This is a genomic window from Paenibacillus sp. N119s, assembly GCF_059447605.1.
This window is the reverse complement of record NZ_JCAJRU010000004.1, coordinates 1-14,354: the sequence shown is the minus strand read 5'-3', so window position 1 is coordinate 14,354 and position 14,354 is coordinate 1. Positions and strand designations below refer to the sequence as shown.

The 14,354-nt window shown below is 48.1% G+C and carries 14 protein-coding genes and 1 other annotated feature; of the genes, 13 read left to right on the top strand and 1 reads right to left on the bottom strand.

Annotated elements, in window-relative coordinates; all coding sequences use genetic code 11:
• The first annotated feature begins 2 nt into the window (after nucleotides 1–2).
• The 12 genes from AC5V8P_RS01220 (at nucleotide 3) to leuS (ending at nucleotide 12,744) form a co-directional block, all read left to right on the top strand.
• Nucleotides 3–1,250, top strand: coding sequence for a DUF58 domain-containing protein (locus AC5V8P_RS01220; protein WP_064795998.1), 1,248 nt, complete (start codon nucleotides 3–5; stop codon nucleotides 1,248–1,250).
• Nucleotides 1,247–3,493, top strand: coding sequence for a transglutaminase TgpA family protein (locus AC5V8P_RS01215; RefSeq protein WP_064795999.1), 2,247 nt, complete (start codon nucleotides 1,247–1,249; stop codon nucleotides 3,491–3,493). The genes AC5V8P_RS01220 and AC5V8P_RS01215 overlap by 4 nt, the downstream gene beginning before the upstream one ends.
• A 143-nt stretch (nucleotides 3,494–3,636) precedes the next feature.
• Entirely contained in the window at nucleotides 3,637–4,167 is a 531-nt protein-coding gene (locus tag AC5V8P_RS01210) for a YqeG family HAD IIIA-type phosphatase (RefSeq protein WP_013372205.1), read from the top strand.
• A complete protein-coding gene (gene yqeH / locus AC5V8P_RS01205) occupies nucleotides 4,160–5,287 on the top strand; it encodes a ribosome biogenesis GTPase YqeH (RefSeq protein ID WP_063210046.1) in 1,128 nt (375 codons plus the stop codon). The genes AC5V8P_RS01210 and yqeH overlap by 8 nt, the downstream gene beginning before the upstream one ends.
• A 105-nt stretch (nucleotides 5,288–5,392) precedes the next feature.
• Nucleotides 5,393–6,262, top strand: a complete 870-nt coding sequence (gene aroE / locus AC5V8P_RS01200; RefSeq protein ID WP_064796000.1) for a shikimate dehydrogenase — start codon at nucleotides 5,393–5,395, stop codon at nucleotides 6,260–6,262.
• Between the two features lie 67 nt (nucleotides 6,263–6,329).
• On the top strand, nucleotides 6,330–6,626 hold the full coding sequence (yhbY, locus tag AC5V8P_RS01195; RefSeq protein WP_013372202.1) for a ribosome assembly RNA-binding protein YhbY: 297 nt from the start codon (nucleotides 6,330–6,332) through the stop codon (nucleotides 6,624–6,626).
• A gap of 17 nt (nucleotides 6,627–6,643) precedes the next feature.
• The gene (gene nadD / locus AC5V8P_RS01190; protein ID WP_064796001.1) at nucleotides 6,644–7,234 is read left to right on the top strand and encodes a nicotinate-nucleotide adenylyltransferase; all 591 of its coding nucleotides are present in this window, start codon (nucleotides 6,644–6,646) and stop codon (nucleotides 7,232–7,234) included.
• Nucleotides 7,218–7,814, top strand: a complete 597-nt coding sequence (gene yqeK, locus AC5V8P_RS01185; RefSeq protein WP_064796002.1) for a bis(5'-nucleosyl)-tetraphosphatase (symmetrical) YqeK — start codon at nucleotides 7,218–7,220, stop codon at nucleotides 7,812–7,814. The genes nadD and yqeK overlap by 17 nt, the downstream gene beginning before the upstream one ends.
• Nucleotides 7,811–8,158, top strand: coding sequence for a ribosome silencing factor (rsfS, locus tag AC5V8P_RS01180; RefSeq protein ID WP_063210050.1), 348 nt, complete (start codon nucleotides 7,811–7,813; stop codon nucleotides 8,156–8,158). Before yqeK ends, rsfS begins: the two co-directional genes overlap by 4 nt.
• Nucleotides 8,155–9,063, top strand: coding sequence for a CvfB family protein (locus AC5V8P_RS01175; protein WP_064796003.1), 909 nt, complete (start codon nucleotides 8,155–8,157; stop codon nucleotides 9,061–9,063). The genes rsfS and AC5V8P_RS01175 overlap by 4 nt, the downstream gene beginning before the upstream one ends.
• Nucleotides 9,064–9,066: 3 nt before the next feature.
• Nucleotides 9,067–9,840 (top strand): class I SAM-dependent DNA methyltransferase, encoded by a 774-nt coding sequence (locus tag AC5V8P_RS01170; RefSeq protein WP_063210052.1) that lies wholly within the window; start codon nucleotides 9,067–9,069, stop codon nucleotides 9,838–9,840.
• A 145-nt stretch (nucleotides 9,841–9,985) separates the two neighbouring features.
• Nucleotides 9,986–10,243 (top strand) — a binding site (T-box leader).
• 62 nt (nucleotides 10,244–10,305) lie between these two features.
• Nucleotides 10,306–12,744, top strand: coding sequence for a leucine--tRNA ligase (leuS, locus tag AC5V8P_RS01165; protein WP_064796004.1), 2,439 nt, complete (start codon nucleotides 10,306–10,308; stop codon nucleotides 12,742–12,744).
• Here the strand turns inward: leuS and comER are convergent.
• On the bottom strand, nucleotides 12,725–13,570 hold the full coding sequence (comER, locus tag AC5V8P_RS01160; RefSeq protein ID WP_064796005.1) for a late competence protein ComER: 846 nt from the start codon (nucleotides 13,568–13,570) through the stop codon (nucleotides 12,725–12,727). The two genes, leuS and comER, sit on opposite strands and share 20 nt — an antisense overlap.
• Before the next feature lie 286 nt (nucleotides 13,571–13,856).
• On the opposite strand from comER, the gene AC5V8P_RS01155 reads away from it, so the two are divergent.
• Nucleotides 13,857–14,354 (top strand): competence protein ComEA (locus AC5V8P_RS01155; RefSeq protein WP_495473543.1); only part of this gene is annotated, 498 nt, incomplete at its 3' end.

Genomic DNA, 14,354 nt, shown 5'->3' with positions numbered 1-14,354 from the left:
GAATGAGTATGGTCAAAAGGAAGCGCAGGCTTCCCCGGCTATCAAGTCGTATCTGGCTTATGCTATTTATATGGGTGGTGTGCCTGCTTTATTTGTTGTTTCAGGGCGGAAAGACATCGGTCATGCTGTTTTCTATGGTTACGTTGTTAATCGTTTATTTATGGATGGTGGGTCTGAGTGGAGTTCGTCGCGTCCAGGGCTACCGGCAGCTTTCGCAAGGCTCGGAGTTTGGGGAACTGCTGCATGCGGGAGATCAGGTGCATGTAAAGCTCAGTTTGAGCATTCCAGGCTTTCTTCCGTTACCCTATGTCATTGTTCGTGAGGTGCTTAAGCGACATACAGGGGAATCCTGGTCGTTTGAAGACAGTGTCATCCCCAGTATGAAAGGGGGCGGCCAGCTTACTTTTCAAACCCCTGCTTTAGAACGAGGAAGTTACTATTTTGAGGAAACCGAATGTGTGAGTGAGGACATCTTTGGCCTGTTGGAGCACAAGGGCAAATTGAATGCACGGGGTGAATTTCGGGTGCTCCCCCGAACGGTATTCATTCCATATTGGCAGATCAATGATCGCCGCTCAAGGATGTCTGGGCCGCAGACCGTTCAAACTCGAACACGTCGTGAAACGACCCAAATCAATGGTGTGCGGGATTATGTATATGGAGATCGTTTTTCACGCATCCACTGGAATGCGACAGCTCGTACAGGTAGCTGGAAATCCAAGGAATTTGAACATGAAACGGTTCCCAAAACAATGCTTGTACTGGACGTACAAACAAGGCATTATGTAAACGCCAATCAGTTTGAACTAGCTGTATCTTCTACCGCTTCATTGCTGGAATATGGTGGACGGGAGCGGATGGGGGTCGGACTGTGTACAGCTGGAGAGAAGGGGACCGTTTTTCAGCCAAGTGAGCAGATGATGGAACGACAACGAATGATGCATCACTTGGTGGACATTCACACCACTTCGCAAGGCAGCTTGATGACCGCTGTAGAGAGCTGTGTGCGCCAGTTTCCACAAGGTTGTTATTTTATACTGATTAGTCCGCTGAAGGATCAGCAGGCGCTGGAACTTCTTCGCTGGGCCGATACCCGGGGGATGACCCCGTGCCACGTCTATATTGGGGAAGGCTCTGCCGAGGGAGAAGCTGAAAAATGGATGAGTATGCTTCGAGCAAGGGGAATTAAGGGCTACGATGTTCAGAGCCTCGAAGAGCTTCCGGCTGTAATGGGGGGAGGGACACAATGAAAAGCTGGTTACAATCGTTAAAGAGATCCTGGCCCCCCGCCTTTACTTTCTTATGGATTATTATTATTGCTATGCAATGGGTGTCTTTTGCTTCCGAATTATGGCTGGAAGAAACAAGGGCACTTGTACTGATGACCATTACCATGCTGGCGCTGGTGAAGATTTTACTACCATTCCGTCCATGGATAGAATTTGTCGTTAAGGCTGTAACCCTATTTTTTATTTTGTATCGGACATTGGTGTCTTACTCCATTATTATCCCTTTTGGTGGGGTGGCCAATCGTCTAGACCAATTTATATCTAACATGTCTCCTTATGTTTGGTTTTCCCTCATTGCTTGGCTAGTTATTGAGATGGTCCCGCTTATCGTTACCACGAAGCAGCGGATTCTGGTTTTTGTGGGCATCAATATTGCAGCTCTGGCAGTGCTTGATTCCTTCACACCAACTGTGTTGTGGGAGGAGGTTGCCTGGATTGTCTTTGCTGGTATGGGATGGCTAGTGACACAGCATTTGCAGTATTTTCGTCAGCATTATCCTCAAGGATGGAAGCAGATTCGGCGTTATCCGTATAAAATTGCGGCTAATATTGCTGTCATTTTTGCGCTCATTATTATGGCTGGTGTGAATATGCCCGAGGTGCAGCCAGCTTTGACGGACCCCTATACAGCGTGGACCCAGCGCACTAGCTCAACCACCGCAGGAACCACCAATGGATCTGGGGTACTGAATCAGCGGATGAACACTGCATCGGGTTATAGTCGCCAGGATAATCGATTGGGTGGAGGCTTTAATTTTGATTATTCACCTGTCATGACCATCACAACTAATCAGCGAAGCTATTGGCGAGGAGAAACGAAACGAACCTACTCCGGTACAGGCTGGAGTGACGTGGGCAACGATGATCCAGCACCAAATGAGGTGTCGATGACCGCAGAGCTTGAAAACGCACAAGAAACGAAGCATTCCACTGAGCAGGTCGTACAGACCATTACAATGCAAAATGATCAGAGCTACCCTGTTCTGTTTGGCGCCTATTCGGTGCATCGTGTTCAATCGGTAGATAGAGATTCACGGGCCAACGGGTTGCATTGGAACCCGAAACAGGCAGAACTTCTTTGGAATCCATCCTCTCGAAGAACTGCTTATCCTAAAACGTATACTTTGGTATCGCATGTTCCTGTGATCCCTGAGAAAGAGCTGCGTAGAAAAAGTTTTAATGAGTTGTATGGAAAAAACAAACAGGAAGCCTACTTGCAAATTCCAAAGGAGTTGCCGCAGCGGGTTCGTGATTTGGCTCGCAATGTAACGGCAACGGCCAAAACGCCGTATGAAAAAGTCGGATTGCTACAGCAGTACCTACAGCAAAATTATGCATATACGAACAATCCGGATCTTTCACGGAAAAGAAGCAGGGATTTCGTGGATGCTTTTCTGTTTGAGATTCGGGAGGGTTATTGCGATTATTATTCCACTTCATTAGTCGTAATGGCTCGCTCCGTTGGGGTTCCAGCCCGTTGGGTCAAAGGGTATGCTCCTGGCCAGCAGACGTTTTCCGATGATGCAACTGCGGGCGATGGTGACGAAAACATGTCCTCTTACTCCGTGACAAACGCGGACGCTCATTCCTGGGCAGAGGTATATTTAGGCGAATATGGCTGGATTCCTGTAGAGGCTACACCTGGCTTTGACATGCCACTGCTTACAGAGCAGGAGGATTCAAAGACTCCAGAAGCCCCAGCGGTCAAAGATCAGCCAGAACCAGAGCAGCCTGAGCAAACCCCGCAGATGAACCCAGGGGAAAGCTTTGAGATTCATCCTGTAATCATAGGCTCTGCTGTTGCCATTCTTCTATTATGGGCTGCTTATATCATCTGGCGTAACCGGGCAGACATTCACTTTTATCTACTGCGTTTACGTACAGGTAAGCCGCTGACCCCCGATGAAAAGGTGGTCGTCGAAACGGAACACTGGTTACGGTATATGCGAAAAAAGGGCTTTGTCCGTGCCAGCCATGAGACGCTGAGGGAATCAGTCGACAGGTGGTCACAAGAAACACCGAAACGCGCTGCGATTTTACATCATTTGCTCGGATATTTTGAACAGGCGCGTTATAGTCCTTCGTCGGTAACCGCGGAGGATTGGCGCACTGTTCGTCAGCAAGCTTTCCTGTTGCAGAAGGAATCATGGATAAAACGATGGACTGGACGTAAAGCAAAGTCTGATCAGAAGGATGAAGGCTAGTTTATTTTTATTAAGTTCGAGCAGTGTAATTTTTCATCTTAATCTATAAGTTTAGTAAAAAGCTGTCCGTTTGTTGCGGATAGCTTTTTACTAAGCCATAGTAATATGGTATAGTTTGTCGTATGAAACTGAGGTGACCGACGTTGTTTGAAATGCTGATGCCCAAATTACGGGTGAATACCGTCTTTGATATTGATCTTGAAGGCTTGTATGCTCAAGGATATCGCGGCATTATTACGGATCTGGATAACACGCTGGTCGGTGCGAAAGCGCCGAACGCAACTCCCGAGCTGGTGGCCTGGTTTGAAAAGGTCAAACAGGCGGGTTTTAAGCTTGTCATCGTGTCTAACAACAATATGGACCGTGTATCCGTGTTTGCTACGCCTTTGGACATTGAATTTATACATGCCGCCCGGAAACCATCTAACTCGTCCTTTCGCAGAGCTATACGTATGATGGGACTTACTCCGGAAGAGACTATTATGGTCGGGGATCAAATGTTGACGGACGTATTGGGAGGCAACCGAATGGGTTTGCATACCGTTTTGGTGCTGCCGATCTCCATTCATGATGAAGGAGTCATGACCCGATTTAATCGACGGTTAGAGCGAATCGCGCTCACAAGGTTGCGTAAGAAAGGCTTATGGCTTGAGGAGGAAAAGAAGAATGACTGAAAGACCTGACGGCGGAACTGCCGTCAAATGTAGTGGCTGCGGTATCACCATGCAGACCACTAGTCCGGACCTTCCGGGATATATTCCTGAGAAATTATTAACTCGCGAACCGGTTATTTGCCAGCGCTGCTTCCGGATCAAAAACTATAATGAAACCTCTTCGGTGACGGTAGATCAGGATGAATTCTTGAAGCTGCTTAGTCAGATTGGGGACAAGGATGCGCTTGTTATCCACATTGTAGATATTTTTGACTTTGAAGGCAGCTTGATTTCCGGCTTACAGCGTTTTGTAGGTTCCAATCCGGTTGTACTGGCAGTCAATAAGACCGATTTGTTGCCCAAGGTGACAAATTGGAACAAGGTACGTAACTGGGTACAAAAGCAGGCGAAGGAGCAAGGGCTACGCACGGAAGAAATCGTATTGTGCTCAGCTAAAAAAAATCAGGGCTTTGACCGTCTGCTGGATGTGGTATCCGAACTGCGTGGTAACCGCGATGTATATGTGGTTGGTGCCACAAATGTAGGCAAATCCACGCTGATTAACCGCCTGATTCGCGATTACAGTGATATGGAGCAGGAACTCACCACGTCCCGTTACCCTGGGACTACACTCGATATGGTGAATATCCCGCTTGACGACGGCAAGCACATTATTGATACTCCGGGTATTGTATACCCTTGGCGATTTAGTGAAATTGTCTCCCGTCAGGATTTGAGCTCCATTATGCCTGACAAACCCTTGAAGCCTGCAGCATATCAGTTGGATTCCGGGCAAACACTGTTTTTCGGAGGAATGGCCCGATTCGATTTTGTAGATGGTCAGCATCAATCTTTTACCTGCTACATTAACAGTGGTCTTAAAATACATCGCACCAAGCTGGAACGGGCTGATCAGCTGTTCGCTGATCATGCTGGGGAGTTATTGTCTCCGCCAACACGCGATCAATTGGCAGAGATGCCAGAGTGGACAAGACATGAGTTCCGTGTTCCACGCAAGTCTCCATCGGACATCTATATATCCGGTTTGGGATGGATTAGAGTGAATAGCGAGAACGGAGCTCTGGTAGCGGTTCATGCTCCTCGGGGAGTCCGTGTGCTTTTGCGGCCTGCGTTGATTTAACAATGCGGTAACCAAGTTATAGGGCGGCAAGGAACACATATTGGTTCCTGCCGCCATTCATGTATTTGAGCGGCCTAATATTTTGCAATATGGGGGAGAGCAACGATGAACAGCGGGGAGTCTGGAGCAACCGAACGAGGTCTTGTACTATTGGGCGTATTGGGTGATCCGATCAAGCACTCCAAATCGCCTCTTATGCATAAAGTAGCCTTACAGGCAGCGGGGATTGAAGGGGATTTTGTACCTCTTCATGTCACGCCGGACCAACTGGAAGATGCCGTGAAGGGGATTCGTGCCTTGCGTTTCCGTGGAGTCAATGTAACGATTCCCCATAAAGTCGAGATTATGAAATATCTGGATGAGATTGATGAAGGGGCTCGGCTCATCGGCGCTGTTAATACGATAGTGAATGACAATGGACGACTCAAGGGCTATAACACGGACGGAATTGGCTACGTGCGTTCCCTCAAGGAAGAGACTTCTGTCGAGTTAAAAGGCGCAAAAATTGCCGTTCTCGGAGCCGGTGGGGCTGCCCGTGGCGTAATTCATGCCCTATTGGAGGAACAGCCTGAATCGGTTATCATTCTGAACCGAACACGTGACAAAGCTGAACAGCTGGCACTGGAGTGGACGACAGAGGCAATTCCAGTCACGGGCTATTCCAACGAGGATGCCAAGAGTGTGCTCACTGCAGTAGATGTGTTGATTAATACAACCTCGGTCGGAATGTCTCCTTTATCGGATGAGCTTCCAGTGGAAACGGGTCTGATTCCAAAGGGGATTATTGTGAGTGATTTAATCTACAACCCGCTGGAAACGAGACTTTTACGAGAAAGCCGTGAACAGCGCGGCTGCACTGTACATGGAGGCTTGGGCATGTTTGTGTATCAGGGGGCAGTGGCTTTTGAGTATTTTACGGGCGTAGCTCCTGCAGTAGACCCAATGAGAGCGGCGGTGCTGAGCAGCCTGTCGTAAGTGGATTATACTTTAAAATTATGGAAATGCCGCATTGTATATGTGGCGACGAAGGGGTTAAATATACATGTTAACAGGTAAACAAAAAAGATATCTGCGCTCGATGGCGCATCATTTGGACCCGGTTTTTCAAGTAGGTAAAAATGGTACCAATGAGCACCTTATGCGTCACATCAACGATGCGATTGAAAAGCGTGAGCTGATGAAAGTGCAAATTTTGAACAACTGTTTGGACGACAAGCATGAAATTGCGGAAGAACTGGCAGCAGAAACGGGTTCAGAGCTTGTGCAGCTGATTGGAAGCACCATTATTTTGTACAAGGAATCTCGTGATCATAAGCAAATCGAATTGCCTAGAGGATAATACGCGGGGAGAAAATTATGAAAATCGGTATTATGGGTGGTACATTTGATCCGATTCATATCGGACATCTGCTGGCTGGGGAAGCGGCAAGAGATGCCTATGGGCTGGATCAAGTATGGTTTATGCCTTCTCATATTCCTCCGCACAAGCATCAAGCGGGGGCAAGCGGCAAAGAGCGTTTGGAGATGACGAGTGAAGCGGTAGCGGATCATCCTGCTTTTGAAGTGCTGGATATTGAGGTGCTTCGCGGAGGGGTATCCTATACTATTGACACGATCAAGAAGCTCCAGGAGCTGCATCCTGCTGTAGATTTTTATTTTATCATTGGTGCGGATATGGTGAACTACTTGCCTCATTGGCAGGGAATTGAGGAATTGGCGCAGCGGATTCGTTTTATTGGGGTTCGGCGACCGGGGTTCCAGCTTGCACTGAATGAGTTGCCACATTATTTGCAGGACAAGGTGCTGCTGGCGGATATGCCAGTGGTGGACATTTCTTCGACGGATATTCGGGAGCGTGCTGCAGAAGGGCGCACTATTCGTTATCTTGTGCCTGATCGTGTACATGACTATATTACAAGGGGCGGTTTGTATGAAGTACAGCCGTGAGCAGCTAATGGAAGCCGTATCTGGCCAGATGCCTGAAAAACGCTGGAAACATACACTGGGTGTGATGCATACCTCTGTGGAGCTTGCGAAGCGCTATGGGGCAGATCCGGATAAGGCGGAACTGGCGGCTATTTTGCATGATGTAGCGAAATATTGGCCTGTTCAACAGATGGAAGAAGTCATTCGAAGCCATCCTGAATGTGATCAGGAGCTATTGAAGCATGACAAGCAGCTCTGGCATTCAGAGGTGGGATACTGCGTTGCAGCAAAAGATTACGGAGTAGATGATCCTGAAATAAGGAATGCGATCCGCTGGCATACGTCAGGACGCGTTGGGATGAGCCTGCTGGACAAAGTCGTGTGTCTAGCTGATTACATCGAACCGGGGCGGGATTTTCCTGGGGTTGAACACATCCGTAAGCAGGCAAAGAAAAGCTTAGAGCAGGGCCTTATCGCTGGATTTGATTCTACCATTTCATTGTTGCTGGAGAAGCAAAAGGTTATTTTCCCGCTGACGGTCTTGTCACGCAATGACTTGATTCAACAGCTAAAACAGAAAAAAATGGAGGTTCATGAATGACCCTAACGAATGAGAAATTAATGCAAACGGCGGTTGAGGCCGCTAATGATAAAAAGGCAATGAATGTTGTCGCACTGGATTTGCGCGGAGTATCGCTGGTAGCGGATTATTTTGTAATTTGCCACGGTAATTCGGACACACAAGTACAGGCCATTGTAACTGAAATTCGCAAACGCGCTCATGACGAAGGTGTAACCATCAAAGGAATCGAAGGGATGGATTCCGCTCGCTGGGTTCTAATGGATCTGGGGGACGTCGTAGTGCATGTCTTCCATCGTGACGAACGCGAATATTATAACATTGAACGACTCTGGTCGGATGCTAAGGTTGTGGAGAAAGTATGAGTTTGATCGCTGGTACTTATGTCACCATTATGGTGGATCGTGAGGTATCTCCTTTCGGCTACTTTCTTACCGTCGGTGCGCAGGATGTGCTGTTGCACTATACGGAGCTGACTCGTGAAATCGAGGTGGGCGAACGGTTAGAGGTATTTATTTTCCACGATACAGAGGACCGTTTGGCTGCAACTATGAAAAAGCCGTTCTTGTCTCTGGGTGAAATGGCCAAGCTTGAGGTGGCTGACGTGCATCCGCGTTTGGGCTGTTTCCTGGAGATGGGATTGGGGCGTCAACTTTTGCTGCCGATTCGTGAGTTGCCTGAAAATCGGGATCTGCATCCTCGTGTGGGTGACTATGTGTATGCCATTATGGAGCATGACAAACAAGGCAGACTGCGAGCCAAGCTGGCAGGGGAGCAGGAACTGGCTCCATTGTGCTTTCATGCTCCTAGTTCATGGCTCAATACGTGGGTGCAGGCGACGGTATACAAGCCGCTTCAGATGGGCACATTCGTCCTGGTGGACGGTGGTGTGCTTGGTTTTGGTGCAATAGGAATGATTCATTCCTCGGAACGTAACCGTATGCTTCGCTTGGGCGAGGAGGTTAAGGTACGGGTCACGCTTGTTCGCGAGGACGGCCGGGTCAATCTGGCAATGGCGCCACGCAAGGAAGTAGGCCGTAATGAGGATGCGGATCGGTTGATTGCCTTTTTGAAGGAACGACCGGGTGGGGGCATGCCATATTCTGACGCGACGCCGCCGGATATTATCAAGCAACGGTTTGGTATCAGTAAATCCGCCTTCAAGCGTGCGATGGGCAAGTTGATGAAGGATGGACTGGTTACACAGAAGGAAAACTGGACTTACCTCGTGGAGAAAATGCCTAAACCGAAGGACGGGAATGGGGAATAAAAGATGGCGTCTTACCGTAAGTTTGCTTATGTGTACGATGAGCTTATGCAGGACATGCCGTATCCTGACTGGTTGCGCTTTGCACGGCAGGCTTGGGACCAATACGGTATGCCACATACAGTGGCCGAACTGGGCTGCGGTACGGGCTCAATTACGATTCCACTGGTTAACTCGGGTTTTGAGGTAGCTGGCATCGATTTATCCTCAGACATGCTGGCAGTAGCCCGTCGCAAAATGGAAAACTCTCCTCAGGGACAGCGATTGTTTCGTGAGGGAAGCGTTCGCTGGATACAACAGGATATGCGGGAGTGGATTTTACCGGAGCCTGTGGATTCTGTCATTTCTTTTTGCGATTGCCTGAATTATTTACTTGAGGAAGAAGATATCATTTCTACTTTTCGTAGAACGTATGCTGGTCTGAAGCCTGGTGGAACCTTTCTATTTGATGTGCATCATCCCCAGACATTTTTGCGTTATGACGAAGAACAACCATTCGTATTGGATGAACGCTCCATCTCATATATTTGGACATGTGCGTTGGACACTCCCCGTTGCGAAATTGAACATCATCTCAGTATTTTTGCGAAAGCAGAACAAGAAGGTCGTGATCTGTACCAGCGTTTTGAGGAAATTCATGTACAGCGGGCTTACGATCCAGACTGGATGAAGGCAGAATTGTCCAAAGCGGGTTTTCGCGATGTAAAGGTATATGCGGATTTTGAATGGGTAGAAGCAGAAGATGACGCGGCGAGACTGTTTTATGTCGCTGTAAAATAGCTAGTATTCATTTGGCTAACATAAAAAGAAAGACGCTTTTCATGAAGACATGAAGGGCGTCTTTTTGCATTCATATATTCACTTTACAGTGCCTTATTTGACTTTTTTCGTGGTTTTCAATATAATAGTGCCATTATTAACGGTTAAACAATCGCTGATGAGGAATAGTAGTTTTGTCTGGACATGTAGAGAGCCGGCGGGTGGTGCAAGCCGGTTGACAGTGCAAAGCGAACTCGCCTCGGAGATATGCGCCCAACGCAGGTAAGCACTATATAAGTGTTGGCTTTCTGTTATTAACACGCATCGGATCACCTCCGTTATCAGGTGCAAAGGGAGTAGAACGCGAAGAACGCTTTCTGCTAACTAGGGTGGTACCACGGGAATATAACCTCTCGTCCCTAGCGCTGACACGCTACGGGATGCAGAGGTTTTTTTGTTGCATACCGTTTGAGGAGGAAAAAGACAATGACAGACACACAGCCGAAGCACGGCTATCAACCGCAAAGTATTGAACCAAAATGGCAGAAATATTGGGATGAGAACAAGACGTTCCGCACTGGGGAAGAGCCGGGCAAACCGAAGTTTTATGCTTTGGATATGTTTCCGTACCCATCTGGAGCTGGTCTGCATGTAGGCCACCCGGAGGGATACACAGCTACAGATATTGTTTCACGTTATAAAAGAATGCGCGGCTACAACGTGCTGCATCCGATGGGTTGGGACGCCTTCGGTCTGCCTGCTGAGCAGCATGCGCTGGATACAGGTGAGCACCCGCGCGAAATTACGGTGAAGAACGTAAACAACTTCCGCCGTCAAATCAAATCACTTGGCTTTTCATATGACTGGGACCGTGAAATTAGCACCACAGATCCTGATTATTACAAGTGGACACAGTGGATTTTCATCCAGCTGTACAAGCGCGGTCTCGCTTATGTAGCTGAAGTGCCTGTAAACTGGTGTCCAGCACTGGGAACAGTACTGGCGAATGAAGAAGTAATTGACGGTAAGAGTGAGCGTGGCGGTCATCCGGTTATCCGCAAACCAATGCGTCAATGGATGCTGAAAATTACGGAATACGCGGATCGTCTGCTTGACGATCTGGAGGAACTGGACTGGTCCGAGAGTATTAAAGATATGCAGCGGAACTGGATTGGTAAGTCTACCGGGGCAGAGGTTCATTTCCCAATTGAAGGCTATGACGAGCAACTCACTGTATTTACAACTCGTCCAGATACATTGTTCGGCGCAAGCTACTGTGTGCTGGCTCCAGAGCAGGAATTGGTCGATATGATTACTACACCTGAGCAAAAGGACGCTGTGCAACAGTATCGTGAACAAGCTGCTCGTAAAAGCGATCTGGAGCGTACGGATCTGGCCAAAGATAAAACAGGCGTATTTACAGGAGCTTACGCCGTGAATCCGGTGAATGGCGAAAAGCTGCCAATCTGGATCGCAGACTATGTACTGGCAGGCTACGGAACAGGTGCAATCATGGCTGTACCGGGGCATGATACACGTGACTGGGAATTTGCCAAAAAGTTCGGATTGAAAATCACTGAGGTCGTTCAAGGTGGAGATGTGGACAAAGAGCCATACACTGAGGATGGCCCGCATGTCAATTCAGGCCTGCTGAATGGGCTTACCAATGAGGAAGCTATTCCGAAAATGATCGAATGGCTCGAAGCTGAGGGTAAGGGACAAGGAAAAGTAACCTACCGTCTGCGTGACTGGCTGTTCAGCCGCCAACGCTATTGGGGCGAGCCGATTCCAGTAATTCATCTGGAAGATGGAACGATCAAAACAGTTCCTGAGGATCAACTGCCGCTTGTACTGCCAGAGATGGAGAATATCAAGCCTTCTGGTACGGGTGAATCCCCGCTGGCGAATGCGACAGATTGGGTAGAAACCGTTGATCCTGAGACAGGTATGAAAGCACGTCGCGAGACAAATACGATGCCGCAATGGGCAGGAAGCTGCTGGTATTACCTGCGCTTTATTGATCCGAAAAATGATAAAGAGCTTGTATCCAAAGAGAAACAGCGCGAATGGATGCCTGTTGATTTGTATATTGGCGGAGCAGAACATGCGGTTCTTCACTTGCTGTATGCCCGTTTCTGGCACAAGGTGCTGTATGATATCGGCGTAGTAGAAACGAAAGAGCCTTTTTATAAGCTAGTCAACCAGGGCATGATTTTGGGCAACAACAATGAAAAAATGAGTAAATCACGTGGTAATGTCATCAATCCTGACGATATTGTAAATACGTTTGGCGCCGATACGCTGCGTATTTATGAAATGTTTATGGGACCGCTGGAAGCGACCAAGCCATGGAATGAGAATGGGGTTGAGGGAGCGCATCGTTTCCTGTCCCGCGTATGGCGCCTGTTTGTTTCCGAGGATGGCAGCCTGAACGAAAAAATTAAAAATGACAGCGGTAGTGACGAGTTCAAACGGACTTGGCATAAAACGCTGAAAAAGGTAACCGAAGACCTGGATGCATTGCGTTTCAATACAGCGATCAGCCAACTGATGATCTTTACCAATGACGCATACAAAGCAGACCTTCTGCCGCGTGCAGCGATGGAAAACTTCGTGCAAATGCTGTCGCCGCTTGCACCGCATCTAGCCGAGGAACTGTGGCAGCTGCTGGGACACAACGAAAGCATTACCTACGCGGCTTGGCCTGCTTATGATGAAGCATGGACGGTGGACGCTGAAGTGGAAATTGTCATTCAGATGAATGGTAAAATTGTACAGCGTGCAACGATTGCTAAAGATCTTGATGCCAAAGCGATGGAAGCATTTGCATTGTCGCTGGACAGCATTCAGGAGGCGCTGGCTGGTAAAACAGTTCGCAAGGTAATTGCTGTACCGGGTAAGCTGGTTAATATTGTTGCCGGTTAATTGGTTTTAAGCCGAAAGAGACATCTATCTTTTGCATGTCCTCTTCATACTTGTTGTGCGTGGCTCGTATTAGCTCAGGGAAGACACTATGCAGGCTGATATCCAACAATGCGAGAGCTTCGGCGGTTATACCTCCGGGAACCGCTACTCTTGCTTGTAACTCGGCTGGTGTCATCCCGCCTTCAGTGAGCAGCTTTCCAGTACCGATGATCATTTCACCGGCCAAAGCACATAGTTCTGTACGGTCTATACCCGTAGCTTGAACTGCGGCTTGAATCCACTGGTCCATAAAAAAGGCCAAGAAAGCAGGACCGCAGCTCGAAAAATCCGATGTAATCCGTGTATGAGACTCTTTAACCTGAATCGGCCTGCTGATGTGGGACATAAGATCTTCCAGAAGGGAGCGATCCTTCTCTGTAATCCGGCTTCCATGGATGCATAGTGAGGCTCCGCTTCCGACCTGGTGAGTGATACTCGGAATAATTTTGGACACTTTGGCTTTCAAGGCATGCTCCAAAATACGGATCTGCACCGGACTTGTGATAGACACGACAATGTGCTCTTCTGTAATGACGTTGCGTATTTCATCCGTTACGGTTTTTGATTCCAGCGGCTTCACGCAGATAAACAGGATATCGCTTTCCGCTGCCGTCTCACGGTTGCTTTGAGCTGCATGCAAACCTGGATAACGAAGGGCTAGCTCGGCTACCTTGGAATACGTTCGGTTGCTTGCTAATATTTGCTGTGGTTTGAGTGCATTCGAATGAATAAAAGATTCAATGAGCAGACTTCCCATGCTGCCAGTCCCGATGAATCCTACTTTCATTGTTCAACGTCCTCCTTTCATACTTTGCGGTACAGACGCTGTGCTGTCATTCTTCTTAGTGTATGCACTTGGTCTTGGCCGACATGACCCATTTTATGTCTGAGCATGTTAGACCGTGCCCGGGGTCGTACCGCTCTTTGTATAAATATTCACAGCGAGACCGTATGGAGGTGCTTGCAACCTCCGGTTGGTGGGAAATGAACAGATTTGCTCTGTTTGATTGGGACGGTGTTTTCAGTCGGCCCAAATTCCCGAAATTCATGTGGAGTAGGGGACGATACGGAAAATGAAACGCGTATGGACAGGAACAGCAATAACGCTTGCTGTAATCGGAAGTGGACTTATTTTGTTTGCCGGAGGGCAGCGCACTGAGCCCCAAGAAGAGTGGAGTTTGCTTAACCATAAGGTGGAACAGGCTTTGGTGATGGAGTCGGAGCCAATGGAATCGCAGCACAGCAAAGATTATGTCCAAGGAAGGCATGTTGTAAAAGAGTCTTCTGACCAAGCTGAGCGCAGTGGGAATGTCGAAGCTGATGACAATGTGAAGCACGATACTAAGCAGCGTTCTACTGGTGTATCTGCTACTGCTAGAAGTGAAAACTCTACGACGGGAAATTCAAGTGCTGTAGAGCAGTCAGATATTGCTGATTCAAGACCAGATACAGCTGTTGCCAGTTCAAAGGCTGCAACGACGAGTAGGACAAGTATGGTGAATGATTCGGTTATTCCATCCGTTTCCGGTGAAAAAAAGGTAAACATTAACACGGCGACTGATGCCGAGTTA

What these genes read in the sequence shown, in the direction of transcription:
- AC5V8P_RS01220 (WP_064795998.1), top strand. Translation starts at nt 3, where the DNA reads ATGAGTATGGTCAAAAGGAAGCGCAGGCTTCCCCGGCTATCAAGTCGT.
- AC5V8P_RS01215 (WP_064795999.1), top strand. Translation starts at nt 1,247, where the DNA reads ATGAAAAGCTGGTTACAATCGTTAAAGAGATCCTGGCCCCCCGCCTTT.
- yqeH (WP_063210046.1), top strand. Translation starts at nt 4,160, where the DNA reads ATGACTGAAAGACCTGACGGCGGAACTGCCGTCAAATGTAGTGGCTGC.
- aroE (WP_064796000.1), top strand. Translation starts at nt 5,393, where the DNA reads ATGAACAGCGGGGAGTCTGGAGCAACCGAACGAGGTCTTGTACTATTG.
- yhbY (WP_013372202.1), top strand. Translation starts at nt 6,330, where the DNA reads ATGTTAACAGGTAAACAAAAAAGATATCTGCGCTCGATGGCGCATCAT.
- nadD (WP_064796001.1), top strand. Translation starts at nt 6,644, where the DNA reads ATGAAAATCGGTATTATGGGTGGTACATTTGATCCGATTCATATCGGA.
- yqeK (WP_064796002.1), top strand. Translation starts at nt 7,218, where the DNA reads ATGAAGTACAGCCGTGAGCAGCTAATGGAAGCCGTATCTGGCCAGATG.
- rsfS (WP_063210050.1), top strand. Translation starts at nt 7,811, where the DNA reads ATGACCCTAACGAATGAGAAATTAATGCAAACGGCGGTTGAGGCCGCT.
- AC5V8P_RS01175 (WP_064796003.1), top strand. Translation starts at nt 8,155, where the DNA reads ATGAGTTTGATCGCTGGTACTTATGTCACCATTATGGTGGATCGTGAG.
- AC5V8P_RS01170 (WP_063210052.1), top strand. Translation starts at nt 9,067, where the DNA reads ATGGCGTCTTACCGTAAGTTTGCTTATGTGTACGATGAGCTTATGCAG.
- leuS (WP_064796004.1), top strand. Translation starts at nt 10,306, where the DNA reads ATGACAGACACACAGCCGAAGCACGGCTATCAACCGCAAAGTATTGAA.
- comER (WP_064796005.1), bottom strand. Translation starts at nt 13,570, where the DNA reads ATGAAAGTAGGATTCATCGGGACTGGCAGCATGGGAAGTCTGCTCATT.